A 13,625-nucleotide genomic window follows, 5' to 3' on the forward strand; every position below is an offset into this window, starting at 1 on the left:
GAGCCATGCGCGAAAGTTTTCGTGCTTTACCGCCAAGCTTCTTGCGGTGCAGCGGCGACAGGCCTAGGGTGCCGCGATCCCATTCAAATCAAGTCGTGGCCCTACGGCTCACGACGTTTGCCAGGAGATGATAATGGCCTTCCTGTCCGCTGCGCTCGACCGTGTGAAGCCGTCCGCGACGATCGCGGTCACGGACAAAGCACGCGCGCTGAAAGCCGCGGGCCGTAACGTCATCGGCCTCGGCGCCGGCGAGCCTGACTTCGATACGCCCGCCAACATCAAGCTGGCAGCGATCCACGCGATCGAGGCCGGCAAGACCAAGTACACCGATGTCGGCGGCATTCCGGAGCTCAAGGAAGCCATCATCAACAAGTTCGCGCGCGAGAACGGTCTGACCTACAAGCCGAACCAGGTCATCGTCGGCACCGGCGGCAAGCAGGTGCTCTACAACGCGCTGATGGCGACCATCAATCCGGGCGACGAGGTGATCATCCCGGCGCCGTACTGGGTCAGCTATCCCGAGATGGTGGCGCTCGCCGGCGGCGAGTCGGTGCCGGTGGTGTGCCCGGCCTCGACCGGCTTCAAGCTGCGTCCGGAAGATCTCGAGAAGGCGATCACGCCGAAGACCAAGTGGGTGATCCTGTGCTCGCCGTCGAACCCGACCGGCTCGGCCTATACGAAGAGCGAGCTCAAGGCGATCACCGACGTGCTGGTCAAGCATCCGCATGTCTGGGTGATGACCGACGACATGTACGAGCACCTCGTCTATGACGACTTCGTCTTCACCACGGCGGCGCAGGTCGAGCCGAGCCTGTACGATCGCACGCTGACCGTGAACGGCGTGTCGAAGGCCTATTGCATGACCGGCTGGCGCATCGGCTATGCCGGCGGTCCGGCGCAACTGATCAAGGCGATGGCGACGATCCAGTCGCAGTCGACCTCGAACCCGTCGTCGATCGCGCAGTGGGCGTCGGTCGAGGCGCTCAACGGTCCGCAGGACTTCATCGCCGCGAACAACAAGGTGTTCAAGGAGCGTCGCGACCTCGTGGTGTCGATGCTCAACCAGGCGAGCGGTATCGAATGCCCGCGGCCGGAAGGCGCGTTCTACGTCTATCCGTCCTGCGCCGGCACGATCGGCAAGAAGGCACCGTCGGGCAAGCTGATCGACAACGACGAGGCGTTCGTCACCGAATTGCTCGAGAGCGAAGGCGTCGCCGTGGTGCAGGGATCGGCATTCGGGCTCGGACCCGCGTTCCGCATCTCCTACGCCACCAAGACTTCCGATCTCGAGGATGCCTGCAAGCGCATCCAGCGCTTCTGCGGTAATCTCCGGTAGTTCGATCCGAAATCAAGAAACGCTCCCGCACCTGGTGCGGGAGCGTTTTTGTTTGTGTGCTGAAATCGCGCCGGTAGATTCGACGAGTCAAATCACATCCTGCTCACCTCACGCGCGTGTGTGCGAACATCGATGCCACACGCGGGAAGTTTTTACGGCGTCTTTGCGCGCTGCCTTGTTTTGGACACGAGCCTTCCTTCCTGTCCGCCGCGCAAATTCAGTTCACCTTGCGGAGACAGTTCAATGCGACTTTCGACCCTCACCCTTGCAGCGCTTGCGTTGCTGGCGCCGTTCGCCACCGCCAACGCGGCGCCTCAGGTTCAAGCCGGGGTCCTGCAATGCCAGGGCGGCGAGAATGTCGGCTTCGTTGTCGGCTCTGTCGCGCGCCTCGAATGCGTATTTCAGAGCGGCGGCCGTCGGCCCGAGCCCTATGTTGCGACCGTGAAGCGGATCGGCGTTGACCTCGGCGTCACCGCGACGACCCAGCTCGCCTGGGCCGTGAGCGCGCCGACCACCCAGCTCCCGCGCGGTGCGCTCGCCGGCAGCTACGGCGGCGTCGGCGTCAACGCCTCGGTCGGCCTCGGTGCCGGCGGTAACTTCCTGTTCGGCGGCCCGAACAACGCCTACGCACTGCAGCCGGTCAGCGTGCAGGGCCAGACCGGCCTCAACGTTGCGGCCGGCATCGCCGGGATCGATCTCGAGCCGGTCGCCTACGGCGGTCCGCGCCGTCATCATCGTCACCACCGTCATCATCACCACCACTAAGTTGTTGGTGTCTCATCAAGAGGCCCGCGAAAGCGGGCCTCTTTTTTGTTGTCTGTTGTTTGCTGTCCGTTGCTCGATCAATCGGCAGACCCCGAGGAACATAGCAGCGCCGCAACATCTCCTGACAATCGGTGGCCGGGCACCGCAAATTCTGGCTGGACGTTCGATGTTGTGGCATAGGATGCGAACGGCGCCGCAGACACGGCGCCGTTCGGTTCTCTGCTCGCGTCATGCCTCTCAGCCGGAGACTTCCCAACATGCGTCGCTTCACTCGCCTCGCCGGTGCTGCCATTGCCACGCTGACCGCAATCGTTGGCGCCAGCGCCCAACAGCCGATCCAGCGCGTGCAGGTCGGCGTCCTTGAATGCCGCGGCGGCGCGAGCGTCGGCTTCATCGTCGGTTCCGTGACCCATCTCGGTTGCGTGCTGCGCGCCAATGGTCTGCCTGAGGATCGCTACATCGCGACCATCCAGAAGGTCGGCATCGATCTCGGCATCACCCAGGAATCGGCGCTCGCCTGGGGCGTCTACGCGCCGGTGGAGCGGCTCGGGCCGGGTGCGCTCTCCGGCAACTATGCCGGCGCGCAGGGCAGCGCGACGCTCGGTGTCGGCGTCGGCGGCAACGTGCTGGTCGGCGGCTCCGACAATACGATCGCCCTGCAGCCGCTCAGCGTGCAGGGCCAGGTCGGCATCAACATCGCCGCCGGCCTCGAAAGCCTGGAGCTGCGTCCGGGCCGCTAACGCGCGTCCGTGCGGTTGATCAGCTTGCCGAAGAAGCCACGGGCTTCTTCGGCAACGATCCGCGGCGCCTCGGCGTGAACATAGTGCCCGGTCTCGACGAACCTGATCGAAGGTTCGCTCCAATAGTCTTTCAACCTGTCCGACCATTCGGGCGCGATCAATGGATCGCGGCGGCCCCAGAGAAAGCGCGAGGGCACGTCGATGCGCGGCTGCGCCGGCAGCTTGCCTTCCAGCCAGAGCCGGCGATTGGGCGCGGACGAGAGATACCAGTCGAAGCCGCCCTGGATGTTGCCCGGCTTCATGAAGTTGTCGACATAGGCTTCCAGCAGGTCGCCGAACACCGCGGGATCGTCGCCCGACCAGTGGTCGAGGAAATGTCGGAAGTAGAGCCGGCATGACTCGCGCGAGCTTCCGACCAATTGCGCGGCCCATGGCAGCTGCTGGAAGTATTGATACCAGACCTCGATCAGGTGACCGGGCTGGCCGTAGCGATGTCCGAGGCCCGGATAGGGCGTGCAGAGATAGAGCGTGCCGGTCAGCCGCTGCGGCTGACGATGCGACATCGCCTGCATGACATAGGCGCCGAGATCGCCGCCGATGACGCCGAAGCGGTCATGACCGAGCGCGTCCATGACGGCAAACATATCCAGCGCATGGCGCTCCGCGGTGGCGGACGCATCGGGCTCCGGTGTCGGCTTGGCGGTGTCGCCGCAGCCGCGCAAGTCCGGCGCGATCAGTTCAAAACTGTCGCCGAGGCGCAGCATCAGCGGGCGCCACACCAGCCAGAACTCCGGCCAGCCATGAAGCAGGAGCAGCGGCGGCCCTTTGCCGAAGCGCGCGATGTTGACGCGCAGGCCGCCGATATCGATCTTCTGTTGCGTGATGCCTGCCGCGGCTGCTTCCGCGAAGGCTTTTTCCAGCGCCGTCATAAGGACTCCCTGTGCTTTGCCGCAGGCTGTCCGCGTTCGCGCGTCCGGTCCAATACTCGTTCGATACGGTTGCAGAGCTATTGTGTATGACTGACGGTACCCGCCGCCGTGCTATACCGACGGCATGGAATTGCGACATCTCAGATATTTCGTGGCGCTCGGCGAGGAATTGAATTTCACCCGCGCGGCCGAGCGGCTGCACATCGCGCAACCGCCGCTGAGCCAGCAGATCCGTCAGCTCGAGGACGAACTCGGCGTGACGTTGCTGCAGCGGAATAGCCGTCCTGTCAGACTCACCGAGGCGGGCGAGCTGCTGCTTGCGCGCGCCCGCTCCCTGCTCGTAAATTTCGAGGCCGCGGTTGCGGACACGCGGCGCGTCGGGCGCGGCCAGGCCGGCAAGCTCGCGATCGGATTCGTCGGCTCCGCGATGTTCGCCGGTCTGCCTGATCTCATCGGCAGCTATCGCGACGCCTGTCCCGACGTCGAGCTCGTGCTTGACGAGATGCTGGCGGCCGAGATTGCCGAAGCGCTGCGGCGACGCCGGATCGATGTCGGCTTCGCACGCCCGGCGCTATTGCCGGAGGCGGGACTTGCCCAGCGCCTGATCCTGGAGGAGCCCTATGTCGCGGCGTTGCCGCGCGCGCATCCGCTTGCCGAGAGGGACGACATTGCGCTCGCCGAATTGTCCGACGATGCCTTCGTGCTGTATCCGGCGCGGCCGGAGCCGTCGGTCACCGGCCTGATCGTCGCCGCGTGCCAGGCTGCCGGCTTCACGCCGCGGCTCGCGCAGGAGGTGCTGCATCTGCAAACCGCGATTGGCCTGATCGCCGCCGGCGTCGGTGTATCGCTCGTCCCGGAGGCCGCGGCACGCGCGCAGACCGGTCGCGGCGTGGCATATGTCCGCTTGGCCGAGCCGGCGGTGACGGCGCCGCTCACGATTGCGTGGCGTGAAGAAGATGTCTCGCCCGCCGTGCAGCGTCTGCTCGACCTCGCGACTCGCTGGCACGAGATTTCTCCGGGACTTGCGCGAAGGAACTGACGCAGCGGATGCAATTGTCCGGACGATGGCTCGGAATTGCAAGCTTACGCGACGCCGCACCGCAGCGACGTTTTCCCGCTTGCCAAATGTCAAACGCAGGCAGAGCATAAACGGTCGCCGACCCAATCATGGGCCGAGCTCCAAAACGAGGAGGCGGCAATGGGACAAGACGTCAGAAGTCCCCGAGGTCCACGGTGCATCGCATTGGTGGGCCCTTTCCAAAGCGGTAAAACCACACTTCTGGAAGCGATCCTGGCGCGCACTGGCGCCATTAAAACTGCCGGCAGCGTCGATGCCGGAACCTCCGTCGGCGATGCCAGCCCCGAGGCGCGTCAACACAAGATGGGCGTAGGCCTGACCGCCGCCACCACCACCTTTATGGGGGACAGCTACACCTTTATCGATTGTCCCGGCTCGATCGAATTCGCGCACGATATGCGTGCAGCGTTGCCGGCAGTCGATGCCGCGGTCGTGGTCTGCGAAGCCGATGAGAAGAAGCTGCCGCAGCTGCAGATCATCCTGCGCGAGCTCGAGGAGCTGAGAATTCCCCGTTTCCTGTTCCTGAACAAGATCGACCGTGCCAACAAGCGCGTCCGCGAGACGCTTGCGACGCTGCAGCCGGCCTCGCGCGTGCCGCTGGTGCTGCGCCAGATCCCGATCTGGAACGGCGATCTGATCGAAGGCTTTGTCGATCTCGCGCTGGAGCGCGCGTTCGTCTATCGCGAGCACAAGCCGTCGGAGGTGATGGCGCTCGAGGGCGGCAATCTCGATCGCGAGAAGGAAGCTCGCTTCTCGATGCTGGAGAAGCTTGCCGACCATGACGACGCGCTGATGGAGCAGTTGCTGGAGGATATCCAGCCGCCGCGCGATGCCGTGTTCGACGATCTCGCCCGCGAACTGCGCGAAGGGCAGATCTGTCCGGTGCTGCTCGGCGCTGCGAGCCGCGAGAACGGCGTGCTCCGCCTGATGAAGGCGCTGCGCCATGAGGCGCCCGGCGTTGCCGAGAGCGCCAATCGGCTCGGCATCAAGGATCAGAAGGATGCGCTGGCGTACGTGTTCAAGACCGTGCATTTGCAGCACGGCGGCAAGCTGTCGCTGGCGCGCGTGCTTGCGGGCCGGCTCGACGACGGCGCGACGCTGCAATCTTCAAGTGGCGAGAGCGGACGCGTCTCAGGCATCCTCGCGGTCTCGGGCGGGCATGACAGCAAGCGGCCGCAGGCCGAGGCCGGCGACACCGTCGCGCTCGGCAAGCTCGATGCGATCAAGACCGGCGATACGGTCTCGAGCGGCAAGACGGCGCCGGCCTCGCTGGTCAAGGTCGAGCCGGCCGCGGCCGTGCTGTCGATCTCGATTGCCGCGACCGACCGCAAGGACGATGTCAAGCTCGGCCAGGCGCTGCTGCGGCTGAACGAGGAAGATCCCTCGCTGACGATGATCCAGAACCCGCGCACCCACGACACCGTGCTGTGGGGGCAGGGCGAGATGCATCTGCGCGTGGCGCAGGAGCGGCTGAAGGACCGCTACGGCGTCAACGTCAAATCGCATCCGCCGGCGATCGGCTATCAGGAGACCATCCGCAAGCCGATCACCCAGCGCGGCCGGCACAAGAAGCAGTCCGGCGGTCATGGCCAGTTCGGCGACGTCGTGCTCGACATCAAGCCGAAGCCGCGCGGGTCAGGCTTCGAATTCCACGAGAAAGTGGTCGGGGGCGCGGTGCCGCGCAACTATATCGGCGCGGTGGAAGAGGGCGTCGTCGACGCGCTGGCGCGCGGCCCACTCGGCTTCCCCGTGATCGACGTCGACGTCACGTTGACCGACGGCTCCTATCACAGCGTCGACTCGTCCGATCTCGCGTTCCGTACCGCGGCGCGGATCGGGGTCAGCGAGGGGTTGCCGCAGTGCCAGCCGGTGCTGCTGGAGCCGATCCACATGGTCGAGATCGTCTGCCCGACCGACGCCACCGCCAAGATCAACGCGATCCTGTCGGCGCGCCGCGGCCAGATCCTCGGCTTCGACACCCGCGACGGCTGGATCGGCTGGGATTGCGTCCGCGCCACGATGCCGGAATCCGAGATCGGCGACCTGATCGTCGAGCTGCGCTCCGCCACAGCCGGCGCCGGCACCTTCACCCGCCAGTTCGACCGCATGGCCGAAGTGACGGGCCGCGCCGCCGACCAGATCATCGCCGCGCATCGCGACGCGGCCTGATTTCGCACCGTCATTCCGGGATGGTCCGAAGGACCAGACCCGGAATCTCGAGATTCCGGGTTCGATGCTGTCGCATCGCCCCGGAATGACGGGCCAAGATAGCGCCCGTGATTCCCTTCCTATGACGCAGTTTCCGCCAGCATGCTTGAATCCCGCCGTAACCTGGCGCTGGCCTGCGCGCTCAGCGCAATGGCCGGCTATGTCGACGGCATCGGCTATCTGCATCTCGGCGGGCTGTTCGTCTCTTTCATGAGCGGCAACTCGACGCGGCTTGGCGTGACGCTGGCCGAGGGGCATTGGCAGCATGCCCTGGAAGCGCTGGAGCTGATCGTGCTGTTCGTCGCCGGCGCCGCAGCCGGCAGCCTGATCGTGCTCAGCGCGCTGGCCCATCGCCAGCCCCTGCTCCTGCTCATCGAGGCGTGGCTGCTCACGGCGGCGGCGGTGGCCTATGCCCATGGCCTGCCGAACGCCGCGGTCGCCGCCATCGTGCTGGCGATGGGGCTCGAGAACGCCGTATTCCAGCTCGAAGGCGGCGCCGGGCTCGGCCTCACCTATGTCACCGGGGCGCTGGTGAAGGCCGGCCAGCTGATCGCCGCCGCGCTCACCGGCGGTGCGGGCTGGGCCTGGCTGCCGAACCTGCTGTTGTGGGCGGCGCTGGTCGCGGGCGCGCTCGCCGGCGGGCTGGCCTATGGCTGGATCAACCTCGCGGCGATCTGGTTCGCCGCAGCCGCCGCGTTCGCCCTCAGCGCGCTGGTTGCCGCAACCGCGAAGCGGACGCATTGACAGCGCGCCCGCCTTGGCCGATGTCACCATCATGACGTCCTCAAGCAAAACCCGCGCCGCGTGCCTGATCGGCTGGCCCGCCGCGCATTCCCGCTCGCCGTTGATCCATCATTACTGGCTGCGCACGCTCGGCATCGAGGGCGGCTATGTGATCGAGGCGGTGCCGCCGGAGGATTTCAAGGATTTCCTGTTTCGGCTGTCGCTGCGCGGCTTCGTCGGCGCCAATGTCACCATTCCGCACAAGGAGCGCGCGCTGGCGCTATCGGCGCCGGACGAGCGCGCCCGTGCCGTCGGCGCCGCCAACACGCTGTGGTTCGCCGATGGCGAGCTGCGCTCGACCAACACCGATGTCGAAGGCTTCATCAACAATCTCGACGCCTGCGCGCCCGGCTGGGACAAGACCGCGGACGCGCTGGTGCTCGGCGCCGGTGGCGCGGCACGTGCGGTGGTGTTCGGCCTGATCGAGCGCGGCATCGCGCGCGTGCATCTGGTCAACCGCACCATCGACCGTGCCCGTGCGCTCGCCGACCAGTTCGACGCGCGTGTTCATCCCGCGACGTGGGACGCGGTTGGCGAGTTGCTGCCGCGCGCAGGGCTGCTGGTGAACGCCACGTCGCTCGGCCAGCATGGCCAGCCCGCGCTCGAGGTCGATGTGGGGTTGCTGCCACAAAATGCGGTTGTTTCCGATATTGTCTATGTGCCGCTGGTGACGCCGCTGCTCGCGGCGGCGGAGGCGCGTGGCCTGAAGACCGCTGACGGGCTCGGCATGCTGCTGCATCAGGCGGTGCGCGGTTTTGAATTGTGGTTCGGCCAACGCCCGCAAGTTACAGCGGAACTGCGTGGGCTGGTCGAAGCCGATCTCACAAAGACTTGAGGCCTGGAATAGCGTCTCTGGCACGGTGTCTCGTGTTAGTCCCCCCACGTTCCCTCCCGGAGATCACCATGCCTGCCAGCCGTTCCCATCTCTTTCGTCCGTGCATCGCGCTCGCGATGGTGACGGCATCCACGCTTTATGCGCTTGCGCAGCAGCCGCCGACGCCGACGCGGGTGCGTGGAACCGTCGAGAGCGCCGATGGCGATACGCTCGCGGTGAAGTCGCGCAGCGGCGAGGACGTCAAGCTGCACATGGCAGGCAACATGGTGGTGCTCGGTCTCACCAAGATCGCGCTATCCGACATCAAGGTCGGTTCCTTCATCGGCACGACCACCGTGCCCGGCCCCGACGGCACGCCGAAGGCGGTCGAGGTGCACGTCTTCCCGGAGAACATGCGCGGCACCGGCGAAGGCTCGCGGCCCTACGATCTGAAGCCGAACAGCAGCATGACCAATGCGACCGTCGCGCAATCCGTCGTCAGCAATGACGGCCACACATTGCTGGTCAAGTACAAGGACGGCGAGAAGAAGGTGGAGGTCGCACCCGATACACCGGTCGTGACCTATGTTCCCGGTGACAGAGCGGACCTGAAGGCCGGCGCCAAGGTCATCGCTTTCATGAAGAAACTGCCAGACGGCTCGCTTGAAACCGATCGCGTCAGCGTCGGCCGCGACGGCCTCACGCCGCCGATGTGACGCACAGCGCGTAGCCCGGATGGAGCGGAGCGAAATCCGGGAATCTTCCCAGGAAGGCGGTCCCCGGATTGCGCTCCGCTCCATCCGGGCTACGGCAGAACATGCAAACGCATCACCTGTCCGTTATCGCAGTAACGGCCCCCTCATCCGGTCCGTAGTTGTTGAACGGTCACCTTTCCCGCAAACGGGAGGTAGCCGCACGGAATACCTTCAACTCCGCGGTGTTCCCTGATTCGCCAGCCAAACCCATGAGGGACACCATGCCGAAATCGACGCTGTTCGCCGCATTGCTTCTTGTTGCCCTTGCCTCGGCTGCATCCGCGCAGCAGCCGCCGGCGGTGCGCATCCGCGGCACCATCGAGGCCGTCGACGGCGCCATGCTGTCGATCAAGTCGCGCGACGGTGCCGACGTGAAGGTGCGGACCACCGACAACGTCGCGGTGTTCGGCGTCGCCAAGACCGATCTGTCGGAGATCAAGCCCGGCTCCTATATCGGGGTCACCGCGATGCCCGAACCCGACGGAACGCAGAAGGCGATCGCGGTTCACATCTTCCCGGAGAACCAGCGCGGCGCCGCCGAAGGCTTCCGCCCGTGGGACCTGCGCGCCAATTCGACCATGACCAACGCCACCGTCGCCGAGACCGTGAAGGGCACCGACGGCCAGAACATCACGGTGAAGTACAAGGACGGCGAGAAGAAAGTCGTGGTGCCGCCGGGCACCCCGGTCGTCACCTTCGTCGCCGGCGACAAGTCGGAGCTGAAGCCGGGCGCCAAGATCATCATCTTCGGTGCGCTGAAGAAGGACGACGGCACGCTGGAAGCCAACCGCGTCAATGTCGGCCGCGACGGGATCGCACCGCCGATGTGAGGCTGAACAGGCTCCGCTGTCGTCTCTGCGAAAGCAGGGACCCGTAATCACAGGGTTGAGTTGTTGAAGCGTGCTGTCGCCGCGGCGTTGCGAAACGACGGCCATCGGTGGTTATGGGTCCCGGGTCGCGCTTCGCTTGCCCGGGACGACGAAGATTGCGTAGCCCGGATGGAGCGCAGCGCAATCCGGGCCCAATCTATCCACGAGGAAAGACCCGGATTACGCTTCGCTTCATCCGGGCTACGATAATAGCGCCGGCGGCTAAACCGCCAGCACGTGATCGTCGATCTCGGCGATGGTGTTGACGCCGCACAGCCCCATCGTGGTGGTGAGCTCCTTGCCCAGGATGTCGATCGCCTTGGCGACGCCTTCCTGGCCGCCGGCGCCGAGGCCATAGGCATAGGCGCGGCCGATCATGCAGGACTTCGCGCCGAGCGCCAGCGCCCGCATCACGTCCATGCCGGTGCGGATGCCGCCGTCGAACATGATCTCGAGCTTCGAGCCGACCTCGTCGACGATCTCCGGCAGCACCTCGATCGAGGACGGCGCGCCGTCGAGCTGGCGGCCGCCATGGTTGGAGACCACGATCGCCTGCGCGCCGGTCTTGGCGGCAAGCTCGGCGTCCTCGACATCGAGAATCCCTTTGAGGATCAGCTTGCCCGGCCAGATGCTGCGGATCCAGTCGATGTCCTTCCAGCTCAGCGAGGTGTCGAACTGCGAGGCGGTCCATTCCGACAGTTTCGTCAGGTCCTCGGTGCCTTTGACGTGGCCGGCAATGTTGCCGAAGGTGCGGCGCTTGCCTTGCAGCACGCCGGACACCCAGGCGGGCTTGGTCGCGAAGTCGATCAGCTTCGACAGCGACCATTCCGGCGGCACCGTCATGCCGTTCTTGATGTCCTGGTGGCGCTGGCCGATCACCTGCAGGTCGACGGTCAACACCAGCGCCGAGCATTTCGCCGCGATCGCGCGCTCGATCAGCGACTTGATGAAGCCGCGGTCCTTCATGACGTAGAGCTGGAACCAGAACGGCTTGTCGACGGCGGCCGCGATGTCCTCGATCGAGCAGATCGACATCGTGCTCTGGGTGAAGGGAATGCCGGCCGCCTGCGCGGCGCGGCAGGCATAGATCTCGCCGTCGCCATGCTGCATGCCGAGCAGGCCGACCGGCGCCAGGATCAGCGGCATCGCCGCCGGCTCGCCGAGGATCGTGGTCGCCAGGGTGCGCTTGGACACATCGACCAGGATGCGCTGGCGGAACTTGATCTGCTGCAGATCTTCCGAATTCGCGCGCAGCGTGTCCTCGGTGTAGGAGCCGCGGTCCGCATAATCGAAAAACGCCTTCGGCACCCGGCGCTTGTGCAGCTGGCGCAGATCTTCGATGCAGGTAATGTGCTTCATGGACGGTCCCGGCCCTTCTTCTGTGTCGCACGTTCGATGTCGCGAGCCTTGTTTTAGGCAGCAAGTCTTGCGGGTGTTCGGTCTTGCCGTCATCTAGCATGGATGGGAGGCCTGCCAAATCGAAGACGGATGGGAGAGTGCGATGACCCAATCAGGCTCCAAGCCGAAAGCAGACGAGAACGCCGAGAAGCGCCGGCTCGACGAGGCCTTGGAGGAGGGACTGGAGGAGACGTTTCCCGGTTCCGACCCCGTCAATGTCACCCAGCCGGCCCCTACCAAGGGTGACCAGCACGTCAAGCGCACCGGCAAAGGGTAGGGGACGACGTTCGTTCCCCAGGTTGCCGAAAGAGTAATAATGTTATATCTTTCAGTGCCTTAATGTAGAGGCACGGGGTTTAGCCCCGGTAATGATTCATCATATTTTTTGAAGTCCTTTTAGCGCCTGGCAGTCTATAAGGCCGATGCACGCTAGACTGGTAGGCGTTCAGGACTCTCTCGCCGGGTGGTTCGAGAGGTCCGTGTTGGGGGTTACATGAGCCGCAAATATTTCGGGACCGATGGAATTCGGGGCCGCGCCAATGGGCTGATCACGCCGGAGCTCGCGCTCAAGGTGGGGCAGGCCGCGGGATTGGTGTTTCAGCGTGGCGACCATCGCCATCGCGTCGTGATCGGCAAGGACACGCGGCTGTCCGGCTACATGATTGAATACGCCATGGTCGCGGGCTTCACCTCGGTTGGTATGGACGTGCTGCTGGTCGGCCCGATGCCGACCCCGGCGATCGCGATGCTCACCAAGTCGATGCGCGCCGATCTCGGCGTCATGATCTCGGCGTCGCATAATCTGTTCGAAGACAACGGCATCAAGCTGTTCGGCCCGCAGGGCTTCAAGCTGTCGGACGATGTCGAGAAGCAGATCGAGCAGCTGCTCGACGAATCGCTCGACCGCCGCCTGGCGCAGAGCGCGAGCCTCGGCCGCGCCCGCCGCATCGACGGCGTCCATGACCGCTACATCGAATTCGCCAAGCGCACGCTGCCGCGCGATCTCTCGCTCGACGGCCTGCGCGTCGTGGTCGATTGCGCCAACGGCGCCGCCTACAAGGTGGTGCCGGAAGCGCTGTGGGAGCTCGGCGCCGACGTGGTGCCGATCGGAGTCGAACCCGACGGCTTCAACATCAACAAGGAATGCGGCTCCACCTCGCCGGAAGCGCTGTCGCGGAAGGTGCGCGAGATGCGCGCCGACATCGGCATCGCGCTCGACGGCGATGCCGATCGCGTCATCCTGGTCGACGAGCGCGGCCACATCGTCGACGGCGACCAGCTGCTCGCGGTGATCGCGCAGAGCTGGAAGGAGGAGGGGCGCCTCGCCAAGCCCGGCATCGTCACGACCGTGATGTCCAATCTCGGGCTGGAGCGCTTCCTGCAGGGCCTCGGGCTGCAGATGGTCCGCACGCCGGTCGGCGACCGCTATGTGCTCGAGCAGATGCTGAGCGGCGGCTACAATCTCGGCGGCGAGCCGTCGGGCCATATCATCATGTCGGACTATTCGACGACCGGCGACGGTTTCGTCGCCGCGCTGCAGGTGCTGGCGGTGGTGCAGAAGCTGCGTCGCCCGGTGTCGGAGATCTGCCGGCGTTTCGACCCGTTGCCGCAAATCCTGAAGAACGTGCGCTATCGCAGCGGCAAGCCGCTCGACGACGCCGAGGTCAAGTCCGCGATCACCGACGGCGAGAAGCGCCTCAACGGCCATGGCCGTCTGTTGATCCGCCCCTCTGGCACCGAGCCGGTGATCCGCGTCATGGGCGAGGGCGACGATCGTATCCTGGTGGAAGAGGTCGTCGACAACATCGTCAGCGCGCTCGGTCACGCCGCCGCGGCTTAAGCCCCGTCCGGCCTCGTCAGCTCGTGATCCGTCATTCTGAGGAGCGCGCCCTTGCGCGCGTCTCGAAGGATGCACGGCCCGTTGTCGCGATGTGGCGAGCGCCGGGCCGT

Annotated in this window: 13 protein-coding genes; 11 read left to right on the plus strand and 2 right to left on the minus strand. The window is 65.4% G+C overall.

Features of this window, described 5'->3' with window-relative positions:
- Nucleotides 1-133: 133 nt before the first annotated feature.
- The 3 genes from I6F38_RS18810 (at nt 134) to I6F38_RS18820 (ending at nt 2,841) form a co-directional block, all read left to right on the plus strand.
- Nucleotides 134-1,336, plus strand: coding sequence for a pyridoxal phosphate-dependent aminotransferase (locus I6F38_RS18810; protein WP_028340563.1), 1,203 nt, complete (start codon nt 134-136; stop codon nt 1,334-1,336).
- Between the two features lie 243 nt (nt 1,337-1,579).
- A complete protein-coding gene (locus tag I6F38_RS18815) occupies nt 1,580-2,101 on the plus strand; it encodes a DUF992 domain-containing protein (RefSeq protein WP_057015953.1) in 522 nt (173 codons plus the stop codon).
- Between the two features lie 257 nt (nt 2,102-2,358).
- On the plus strand, nt 2,359-2,841 hold the full coding sequence (locus I6F38_RS18820) for a DUF992 domain-containing protein (protein ID WP_168859258.1): 483 nt from the start codon (nt 2,359-2,361) through the stop codon (nt 2,839-2,841).
- Here the strand turns inward: I6F38_RS18820 and I6F38_RS18825 are convergent.
- Nucleotides 2,838-3,770 (minus strand): alpha/beta hydrolase, encoded by a 933-nt coding sequence (locus I6F38_RS18825; protein WP_225161374.1) that lies wholly within the window; start codon nt 3,768-3,770, stop codon nt 2,838-2,840. The two genes, I6F38_RS18820 and I6F38_RS18825, sit on opposite strands and share 4 nt — an antisense overlap.
- 124 nt (nt 3,771-3,894) lie before the next feature.
- Between I6F38_RS18825 and I6F38_RS18830 the strand changes: the two genes are divergently transcribed.
- From I6F38_RS18830 to I6F38_RS18855, 6 genes are all read left to right on the plus strand, one after another.
- Entirely contained in the window at nt 3,895-4,809 is a 915-nt protein-coding gene (locus I6F38_RS18830; protein ID WP_225161375.1) for a LysR substrate-binding domain-containing protein, read from the plus strand.
- Nucleotides 4,810-4,968: 159 nt separating this feature from the next.
- Entirely contained in the window at nt 4,969-7,017 is a 2,049-nt protein-coding gene (locus I6F38_RS18835; protein WP_225161376.1) for an elongation factor G, read from the plus strand.
- Nucleotides 7,018-7,158: 141 nt separating this feature from the next.
- Nucleotides 7,159-7,800: a YoaK family protein gene (locus I6F38_RS18840; RefSeq protein ID WP_225161377.1), complete on the plus strand. Its 642-nt coding sequence runs from the start codon at nt 7,159-7,161 to the stop codon at nt 7,798-7,800.
- A gap of 31 nt (nt 7,801-7,831) precedes the next feature.
- Entirely contained in the window at nt 7,832-8,674 is an 843-nt protein-coding gene (locus I6F38_RS18845) for a shikimate dehydrogenase (RefSeq protein WP_225161378.1), read from the plus strand.
- A gap of 116 nt (nt 8,675-8,790) precedes the next feature.
- Nucleotides 8,791-9,369, plus strand: coding sequence for a hypothetical protein (locus I6F38_RS18850; protein ID WP_225161434.1), 579 nt, complete (start codon nt 8,791-8,793; stop codon nt 9,367-9,369).
- Between the two features lie 260 nt (nt 9,370-9,629).
- Nucleotides 9,630-10,238 (plus strand): hypothetical protein, encoded by a 609-nt coding sequence (locus I6F38_RS18855; protein WP_225161379.1) that lies wholly within the window; start codon nt 9,630-9,632, stop codon nt 10,236-10,238.
- Nucleotides 10,239-10,499: 261 nt separating this feature from the next.
- On the opposite strand, the gene I6F38_RS18860 is transcribed toward I6F38_RS18855, so the two are convergent.
- Nucleotides 10,500-11,636: an alpha-hydroxy acid oxidase gene (locus tag I6F38_RS18860; RefSeq protein WP_028340554.1), complete on the minus strand. Its 1,137-nt coding sequence runs from the start codon at nt 11,634-11,636 to the stop codon at nt 10,500-10,502.
- 142 nt (nt 11,637-11,778) lie between these two features.
- Between I6F38_RS18860 and I6F38_RS18865 the strand changes: the two genes are divergently transcribed.
- Complete coding sequence (locus tag I6F38_RS18865) at nt 11,779-11,952, plus strand: hypothetical protein (RefSeq protein ID WP_225161380.1); 174 nt, start codon at nt 11,779-11,781, stop codon at nt 11,950-11,952.
- 216 nt (nt 11,953-12,168) lie between these two features.
- Nucleotides 12,169-13,515, plus strand: a complete 1,347-nt coding sequence (gene glmM / locus I6F38_RS18870; RefSeq protein ID WP_016846677.1) for a phosphoglucosamine mutase — start codon at nt 12,169-12,171, stop codon at nt 13,513-13,515.
- The last annotated feature ends 110 nt before the right edge of the window (nt 13,516-13,625 follow it).

Origin of the sequence: Bradyrhizobium sp. BRP56 (genome assembly GCF_020194035.1) — a bacterium.
Classification (GTDB): domain Bacteria; phylum Pseudomonadota; class Alphaproteobacteria; order Rhizobiales; family Xanthobacteraceae; genus Bradyrhizobium; species Bradyrhizobium australafricanum.